The sequence below is a fragment of the Syntrophomonas sp. UBA1041 genome (assembly GCF_002316705.1).
In the GTDB taxonomy this organism is placed as follows: domain Bacteria; phylum Bacillota; class Syntrophomonadia; order Syntrophomonadales; family Syntrophomonadaceae; genus DTU019.
Genome location: NZ_DCEA01000045.1, coordinates 584 through 3,181 on the forward strand (window position 1 = coordinate 584; position 2,598 = coordinate 3,181).

Genomic DNA, 2,598 nt, shown 5'->3' on the forward strand with positions numbered 1-2,598 from the left:
CACTTCGGTAGACCCCAGCGGGAGGGATAGCACCGGCTTAATGCCTGAAAAACCGAAATTTTCGGCGTAGCGGGCCACCCTGGCCGGTCCCAGGCGCTCATTCAGGGTTACCGCCACCACATTGTCAGATTTCATCACCGCTTCTTTTAGTGTAAAATCGCGCCAGTGGTAGGGCTCATCCCCGTAATCAGTAGGCTTGTAGGGCGGACTTCCGGCCACCGGGAACTCCACTTCCTCACAGGGTATCATATCGGCCTGGGTCCATCCGGAAGACAGGGCCAGGGAGTACATGAAGGGCTTGAATGTGGAACCGGGCTGCCGGGTGGCAAAAACTCGGTTGTAACTGGATTGCGTAAAATCCCGCCCTCCCACCATGGCGCGGATCTGCCCGTTGCTGACATCAACCGCCACCAGTGCCCCTTGCAGGGCCTCTGGACGGCCTTTCATCCCCTGGGCCAGGGCGCGCTCGGCAGCCTGCTGCATGGTCAGATCCAGGGTGGTATAGACCTTGAGCCCGCCTTGAAAAACCATATTCTCCCCATACTGCTTGATCAGATATTCCCTTATCATAGCCACAAAATAGGGAGCGTCTCCGATAATGGCATGGTCCCGTTTGTACTTAAGCGGCTGTTGGGCGATGCTGTCTCTCTCCGCCTGGGTTATATAGCCTTCAGCCGCCATGCGTTCCAGGACCACCTCCTGCCGGGCTTTGGCCCGGTCAGGATGCACATACGGGTCAAAACCGGAAGGATAATTAGGCAGTCCGGCCAGCAAAGTGGATTCGGGCACAGTCAGCTGGCGGGCTTCCTTGCCGAAAAAGGTGCGCGCCGCTACTTCTATGCCGGTAGCACCCTGGCCGAAATAGATGGAATTACAGTACAGCGCCAGTATCTCGTCTTTGCTGTATTTCCGTTCGAGAATAATAGTGTACCATAGTTCCTTAATTTTTCGGGTCAGGGTGCGTTCATTGGTAAGATATAATATCTTCGCGGTCTGCTGGGTGATGGTGCTGCCCCCTGCCACTACCTCGCCGGCTTTGATGTCGGCTATTAAGGCCCGCAATATGCCGGCCGGGTCCACGCCGTGATGGCTGTAGAAATTTTTGTCTTCCACCGCGATGACCGCCTTTTTAAAAGAATCAGGTATATCCTCCAAAGGGATCACGATCTGATTCTCACTGCTCAAGCCTTTAATGACTTTGCCGTTGACATCATAGACCACGCTGGGCTGGGGTACCTGAAAAGCCGGCAGCTGCAGGCTGAATCCGCTGCTCACCACTACAAAAATCAGGATGTATAGCCACAATAGGCGCTTCCGGGTCATGATACCACTCCTTCTTACCTAAAAATACCCATTTATGGGTGGTTTCATTCCCGGATAAAGGCCTTACAGGGCCGCACTATTGACAAGCCCCCCCAATCGGGTTATAAATTAAAAGAATCTTACTTGGAAAGGCGGTGGTGGATAATGGAACCCATACCTTTACGAAAATCCTTTTCTTCATTTGGTAAATATAATAATGCATGGGGGATTAACTGCCGCTGCTTTACGGTCATGTAATCCTCCGCAAAAGGAGGGTTGAACATGATCAAAACCTATTATTTCAGCCACGAACAGCAAACCGTCTGGCATGATGTCGATTTGTCTCAATTAGATCAATTGCTGGCCTCGAGGGAAAGCCTGTTATGGATTGACCTCTATGACTGCGCTGCCAGTGAGCTCCACTATATCGGCGATTTATTCCAATTCCATCCCCTGGCCCTGGAAGACTGTTTACAGGAGAGCCCCCGGGCTAAACTGGACCGTTACGATGATTATTATTTCTTCGTTTTCCATGGCTTGCGCTATTTTGAAGAAGCTGAGGAAGAAGACGAGATTACCAGTATTGAGCTGGATGTATTCATGGGCCCCAATTATATAGTGACAATACACCCGGTGGCATTGACCGCGGTGGGAAAAGTGGCCCGGGTATGCCTCAAGGAAGGCAATTACATGGATATGGGTCCCGAGCACCTGTTATACCGGATTGTGGACAACATGGTAGATGAGTGTTTCCCTATTATAGAGCGGCTGGGAGAGAGGATCGACGACCTGGAAGACAACATCTTTATTCATCGCGGGCAGGAGATCACCGAGGAAATACTGGCGCTTAAGACCACCATCATCCTCTTGCGCAAGGTGATGATTCCCCAGCGGCGCATCTTCGGGAGCATTAACGGCTATTATTCCTTCCTGGTCAACGAGGAAAACCGGCCTTATTACCTGGACCTGGTCGATCACATGGACAGCATACTGGACACGGCCAGCACCTACCGTGATCTTATAAACAGCTCGACTGAAACTTATTACTCCATCATAAATGGACGCACCAGTGAAATCATAACGGTTCTAACCATTATTTCGATAGTCATGATGCCCCTGACGGTGATAACCAGTTTTTACGGCATGAACCTGAATTATCTTCCCGGGGCGGGCAGCGATTCCTTTGTGTGGGTTCTCACCCTGGGCATGATCACCCTGGTAGGCGGCATGCTGATGTTTTTCCGCTACCGCCGCTGGATTTGAAAGGCACGGGAAAGGCGCGGGGCCGGTTCTTTT

General features: G+C 51.7%; 2 protein-coding genes. One reads left to right on the forward strand and one right to left on the reverse strand.

Going from position 1 to position 2,598, the window contains the following annotated elements:
* The coding region (locus tag B2633_RS07075) for a transglycosylase domain-containing protein (protein WP_483169904.1) at window positions 1-1,323 on the reverse strand (1,323 nt) is incomplete at its 3' end.
* Window positions 1,324-1,584: 261 nt separating this feature from the next.
* Between B2633_RS07075 and corA the strand changes: the two genes are divergently transcribed.
* Entirely contained in the window at window positions 1,585-2,565 is a 981-nt protein-coding gene (corA, locus tag B2633_RS07080; protein ID WP_481039977.1) for a magnesium/cobalt transporter CorA, read from the forward strand.
* The last annotated feature ends 33 nt before the right edge of the window (window positions 2,566-2,598 follow it).

Excerpts from the sequence above, each read along its gene's own strand:
- corA (WP_481039977.1), top strand. The coding sequence starts at position 1,585 with ATGATCAAAACCTATTATTTCAGCCACGAACAGCAAACCGTCTGGCAT.